Raw genomic sequence first — 5,389 nt, 5'->3', positions numbered from 1 at the left:
GTCGCGCTGGAGCTCAGCAGCGTCGGCAGCACCACCAGCACGCGGTGTTCGGGCGGAATGCCGGCCGCGAAATCGAGCCGCGGCAGGAAGCGGATCTTGAGCGATTCGGCGATCAGGCGGTGCATGAAGGCCGCAGCGGCTTCGGACGCCGGCCAGGCCAGCAGGAACAGCGCCGCAAGTGCCGGCCAGCTGCGCATGTCCATGCGGTGGGCTGCAGCCAGCACGATGAGGGCGGTGCCGATGACGATTGCGGTGATGTACAGCGGCAGGCGCCAGTGGCGCCACTGGCGCAAGGCGGCCGCAGGCGCGCCGCTTGCTGCCATGCCCAGGCTCGCCTCCAGGTCGGCCCGGCCGTCGCCCAGCAGGTAGTGGCCGGCGGTGCGCTCCACGGCGCTTGCAGGCAGCGCATGCGGCACCGCGCGCGCCGCGGCGACGACGGCCTTGGCCACCTCACGTTCGGAATGGCGGCTCAGGCGTGCCAGCCGCTCCATGGACTGGGTGATCTGCTGGCGCGTCAGTTCGCTTTCCCGGGCAAAGCTGGGCAGCCGGTGCAGCATGCGCAGCGAACGGCTCACCGGCTCGATCAACTCGACCCAGTCAACCTGTCCGATCAGGCGGAGGGTGGTGATGATGTTGCCGACGGTGAGGTTGGCGGCCACCTGCGCCGTCTGGCTTTCCACCATCAGCGACGGGCCGTCCGGGCAGTGCCGTTCGGTCCACAGCACGAGTGACGGCGAAATGTCCAGCTTGACCGTCGGCATGCGTTGCCACAGCTGCGTGAGGTAGTTGCGCTGCAGTCCTCGCCGCTGCATCAGGTCGCTGATCGCGTCGAGGTCGGCGTCGCCGAGACGGTCCACGCAGTCCCAGACTGCATGGGCGACTTCCCGGGCCACCTTGCTTTGGGCAATGTTGTCGGCCATGCGGCGCAGGTTTTCAAGCAGCACCACGCGCAGGGTGGTCGGCAGGGCCCAGAGCTCGCTCAGCCGGAGTTCGCTTCTCTCCTGGTAGGCGTTGAGAAAGGCGGTGAACAGTTCCGGATTGAGCACGCTGTCGGTATGGGCGACGTAGGCCCAGGCGATGCCGTAGACGCGCGGCAGGCCTTCCAGCGGTGCGCCTGCCAGTTTGGGCAGGCTGGCGTAATAGCGCCGGGGTACGCCTTCACGGATCTGCTGCAGCTGGTCTTCGACAAGGTGAAAGTTGTCGAGCAGCCATTCGGCAGCGGGTGTCACATAGTGGCCGCTGCTCGAGGTCAGCGCGACATAGTCGTAGGCCTGGCGCAGCGCGACCAGGTTCTGCTCGACGCGCGGAAAAAAGGAAGCGCCGCGCCGCGAAGGCCCGTCGGCCTGCACGGTCTGGGCGGCAGCCAGGCTGTGGCCGTGTTGTTCGAAGCGGTGGATGCCGAACAGTTCGGCCCGGATGGGCGGATCGGCTTCCGAGCGCCGGGTCAGGAGGATCTGGCGCGCGTGCGGGGTGAGGGATTCCAGCCGGTCAAGAACAGCGGCGTCCACCCCCTCAAACCACGGCCAGCAAGGCCACGCCGCAGCAGACGAAGACGGCGCCCGTGGTCACAATGCGCGGGGAGGCGGTGGCGTGCAGGGACTCCAGGGCCGCACGCAAGGGAAAAAAGCGGCCGCGCGAACGCTGGCAATCGTGCATGTGCGCGGCAAGTGCCACGAAGTCACTGCTTACAAACTCATTGCTCGTCGAGTCATGCTGGGCGGAAAGGCGGCTGACCGCCTCGGCGTGTGGCGTGGACATGGTTCAGGCTCCAGGGGGGGGTGATCGCCGGCACTGCCGGGGGCAATGTCGTGCGGCGTTAAAACCCATCCTAGGGTTCACCCGGGGGTCGCCGCCATCGGAATCCACTGGAAGACTTGTAGGAGCAGTCCGACAGTGTCGTCTGCGGGCTGATGGCCGCCGGATCTGCCGCGCGGCCTGGACCTGTCAGAAAAAAAGAACTGCAGTCCGTGCTGTTGTTGCAGGACAGGAAAATCGCCTCGCTGCAAGCCGCAGCGAACGGGCCCGCTCCCAGGCGGAGCGGCGCTTTGATGCGCCCGACTCAGTGACCCAGGTCTGCAACCAACCTGTCTGCTGCCTGAACGGCCTCCTCACGGGTGGGCCAGGTCCTGTCGCTGTCGTGCAAAGGCGGCAGTGATTCCACATGAATGACCGCTATGGACCAGGGACCGTCAGGGACATGACACAGCCGGGCCATGTAGTGCCGGCCGCCTGCGATGCCAGGAACGTATTCCTCCAGCGGCTCCGGTTCTTGTGGTTCTTGTGGTTCTTGTGCTTCTTCAATTCCCATTGGGGTTCTTTCCAAATCCCGATTATCCGCAACCCGACCCGCGGTTGGGTGTCTGCCGCTCAATCCTTGAGGTCCACCCCCAGAAGGGCCAGCTTTTTTGCGTACGAATCCCGGCGTTTTGCTGCCTTGGCGGCTGTTTCGACGGCGGCCTGAATCGCCCTGGGTCCTTTGGTGGCAACAGCCTTGATCAATCCGGACTTGTGGGCAGCCTCTGCCTGCGCCCTCCGGTAAGTGGCGATGAGTTCAGCATGGGCAGCGGATGGATTCACAGGGACCTCATGGGCTAAAGCGCCATTTTCTGCGTTTTCTTCTTCCATGGCTGCTGATGACGGTCTGGAGGAAAAAAGTTCATCAGCCGTTATGTGATATGCGTCAACAGCTCCTGAATCAATAGCGATTCCAGCCCGGGAAGCGCGCTTCAACCGGTGTTGCGCAAGCCCGCCGCAATGCCGTTGATCGAGATGTGGATACCGCGCTGTACGCGTTCGTCGGCCTTGCCCTCGCGGTAGCGGCGCACCAGCTCGACCTGCAGGTGGTGCAGCGGGTCGATGTAGGGAAAGCGGTGGCGGATGGAGCGCTGCAGGGCCGCGTTGTTGGCCAGGCGCTGCCTGTCGCCGGTGATCAGGGTCAGCGCTTCGGCTGTGCGGTGCCACTCGGCCTCGATTGCGTTGAATATCTTTTTGCGCAGGCGTGCGTCGCCGACGAGTTCGGCATACCGCGAGGCCAGCGCCAGGTCGCTTTTGGCCAGCACCATGTCCATGTTGCTGAGCAGGGTGCGGAAAAACGGCCACTGCCTGTACATCTTCTGCAGCAGGGCGAGCGCTTCCTTGCGGCTGGCCGGCGTGCCGCCCTGGTCGAGAAACTGCGCAATCGCCGCGCCAAAGCCATACCAGCCCGGCAGGGTCAGGCGGCACTGGCCCCAGCTGAAACCCCAGGGGATGGCGCGCAGGTCCTCGATTTTCTGGCTGGCTTTTCTGGAAGCCGGTCGGGAGCCGATGTTGAGCTCGGCAATCTCGCGGATGGGCGTGGCGCTGAAAAAATACTCGGTGAAACCAGGTGTTTCGTAAACCAGCGCGCGATAGGCGGCCATGCTGGCCTGCGACAGCTGGTCGGCGGCCTGCAGAAAGGCCTTGGTGGCCGGCTTGGTGGGCTGCAGCAGGGTGGCCTCGAGCGTGGCAGCGACCAGGGTCTCCAGGTTGCGCCGGCCGATTTCCGGGTTGGCGTATTTGGAGCCGATGACTTCGCCCTGCTCGGTCAGGCGGATCTGCCCGCGCACCGTGCCGGGGGGCTGCGCCAGGATGGCCTGGTAGCTCGGGCCGCCGCCGCGACCCACCGTGCCGCCGCGGCCGTGGAACATCCTCAACTGGATATCGTGCGAGTTGGCCAGCTGGTCGAACAACTCCACCAGTGCGATCTCGGCGCGGTACAGCTCCCAGTTGCTGGTGAAGATACCGCCGTCCTTGTTGCTGTCGGAGTAGCCGAGCATGATGTCCTGCTCGGCGCCGCTGCGCTGCACGAGTCCGGCGACGCCGGGCAGGGCATAAAACTCCCGCATGATGGGGGCGGCATTGCGCAGGTCTTCAATCGTCTCGAAGAGGGGCACAACGATCAGGTCGCTGGTGGCACCGCTGTCGGGCGCACCGCCGGCCCGCCCCGAGGCGCGGCCACCCGCCCGGGGGGCCGCGACAGACCCGGCGGCCTGGGCGTGGGAGTCGTTGAGGATGCCCTGCATCAGGCCCACTTCCTTTTGCAGCAGCAGCACTTCAAGCAGGTCGCTCACGGTTTCGGTGTGGCTGATGATGTAGTGGCGGATGGCTTCCTTGCCAAAACGTGCACGCGCCGTGCGGGCCGCCTCGAAAATTGCCAGCTCGCCGGTGGCGTGCGCCGAGTAGGTGGTGCCGACCACACGCAGCGGCCGGGCGTCGTTGAGCAACTGCATCAGCAGGTCCCGCTTGGCCATTTCGTCCAGGCCCGCGTAGTGGGGTTCGATACGCGCGACGGCGAGCAGCTCGGCAACCACTTCCTCGTGTTTGTCCGAGCTTTGCCGCAGGTCCACCGTGGCCAGATGAAAGCCGAACACCTCGACCGCACGGATCAGCGGGTGCAGGCGCTGCGCGACCAGCGCGCCGCCGTGGTTGGCCTGCAGCGAGCCCTCAATGGTGCGCAGGTCGGCCAGGAAGTCCCCGGACGTGAGGTAGGCGTTTTGCGGCGCGACCGCATGGCGCGCGGCCTCGGTGCCCGTGAGGTCTTTCAGGGTGGCGGCCAGCCGTGCATAAACACCGGTCAGCGCGCGGCGGTAGGGCTCGTCCTGGCGGTGTTCGTTGGTGTCGGGCGAGCTTTCGGCCAGCGCCCGCATCTGCGGCGTGAAGTCCACCAGCATGGCCGACAGCGAGAGCTCGCCGCCCAGGTAATGCACCTCGGTCAGGTAGTGGCGCAGCGCCACCTCGGCCTGGCGGCGCAGGGCGTAGTTGAGGGTGTCCGCGCTGACATGGGGGTTGCCGTCGCGGTCACCGCCTATCCACTGGCCCATGCGCAGAAAGCTGTGCACCGGCTGGTTGCCCAGTGCCCGTTCGAGGTCGGCGTAGATTTTGGGAATTTCGCGCAGAAAGGTCGATTCGTAATAGGTGAGCGCGTTTTCGATCTCGTCGGCCACCGTGAGTTTGGTGAAACGCAGCAGCCGGGTCTGCCACAGCTGCATCACGCGCGCACGCAGCTGCGCCTCGTTGGCGGCAAGTTCGCGCGGCGTCAGTGCATCACGCGCCGCATGGACGGCCAGCGCCAGCGCCTTGATTTCGTCGCGCGCCGTCAGCAGCTGCGCGATGGCACGCTCGGCGTCCAGGATGCTTTTGCGTTGCACCTCGGTCGGGTGGGCGGTGAGTACCGGCGAGACAAAACTGTGGGCCAGCATGTTTGCTATTGTTTTGGGAGCTATTCCCGCCCAGCGCAGGCGGGCCAGCGCCACTTCGATGCTGCCTTCCTGGGTGTCGCCGGCTCGTTCGTGGACGGCGCGCCGGCGGATATGGTGTCGGTCCTCGGCCAGGTTGGCCAGGTGGCTGAAGTAGGTGAAGGCGCGGATCACGC

Annotated in this window: 3 protein-coding genes and 1 pseudogene; all 4 read right to left on the bottom strand. The window is 65.8% G+C overall.

All coding sequences use genetic code 11. The features are described 5' to 3' along the window. Positions 1 to 1,508, bottom strand: a pseudogene (locus PSV33_RS01065) (hypothetical protein); the annotation flags it as partial. A 4-nt stretch (positions 1,509 to 1,512) separates the two neighbouring features. Continuing rightward, complete coding sequence (locus tag PSV33_RS01060) at positions 1,513 to 1,758, bottom strand: hypothetical protein (RefSeq protein ID WP_300557685.1); 246 nt, start codon at positions 1,756 to 1,758, stop codon at positions 1,513 to 1,515. A gap of 609 nt (positions 1,759 to 2,367) precedes the next feature. Next, on the bottom strand, positions 2,368 to 2,625 hold the full coding sequence (locus PSV33_RS01055; RefSeq protein ID WP_366945576.1) for a hypothetical protein: 258 nt from the start codon (positions 2,623 to 2,625) through the stop codon (positions 2,368 to 2,370). A 101-nt stretch (positions 2,626 to 2,726) separates the two neighbouring features. Then, a partial coding sequence (ppc, locus tag PSV33_RS01050) for a phosphoenolpyruvate carboxylase (protein ID WP_300557683.1) occupies positions 2,727 to 5,389 on the bottom strand: 2,663 nt, incomplete at its 5' end.

The sequence above is a fragment of the Polaromonas sp. genome (assembly GCF_029945895.1).
Lineage (GTDB): Bacteria > Pseudomonadota > Gammaproteobacteria > Burkholderiales > Burkholderiaceae_C > Polaromonas.
Note: the sequence above shows the minus strand (reverse complement) of the source record. Positions and strands in the feature narration are given on the sequence as shown.

Excerpts from the sequence above, each read along its gene's own strand:
- PSV33_RS01060 (WP_300557685.1), bottom strand. The coding sequence starts at position 1,758 with ATGTCCACGCCACACGCCGAGGCGGTCAGCCGCCTTTCCGCCCAGCAT.
- PSV33_RS01055 (WP_366945576.1), bottom strand. The coding sequence starts at position 2,625 with ATGGAAGAAGAAAACGCAGAAAATGGCGCTTTAGCCCATGAGGTCCCT.